Origin of the sequence: Psychroserpens mesophilus, from assembly GCF_050617655.1 — a bacterium.
Lineage (GTDB): Bacteria > Bacteroidota > Bacteroidia > Flavobacteriales > Flavobacteriaceae > Psychroserpens > Psychroserpens mesophilus_A.
In genome coordinates this window covers 1-266 of the sequence record NZ_JBODQC010000201.1, presented here as the reverse complement: position 1 = coordinate 266, position 266 = coordinate 1, and the positions used below count along the sequence as shown (strand labels likewise).

Here is a 266-nt window from a genome sequence, read left to right as displayed (position 1 = left end):
ATCCGCCCGAAATCCCGTCTGGCCCTGCTGGGCAACACGGCGTTTTACCTGTTGCTGCTCACCTTCGTCTACCTCTGGGGGCAGTGGCCGCTGGGGGCGAGCCTGTATTTTAAGTATGTGGTGCTGGGGATTTTGCTACTCTGCCTGTGGAAATTCTCCCGGGCCTGGCCGACGGGTGCTTCGCGGAATTCCCGGCCGACTCCCTCGTCTGGCCAAACCGGGCTATCCCAGCAAACCCGAATTTCCGGCATGGAAGGTTTGTGGCC

Annotated in this window: 1 pseudogene; it reads left to right on the top strand. The window is 60.9% G+C overall.

What is annotated here, in order from left to right:
- A pseudogene (locus ACRHNM_RS16945) lies at nt 1-266 on the top strand (M23 family metallopeptidase); the annotation flags it as partial.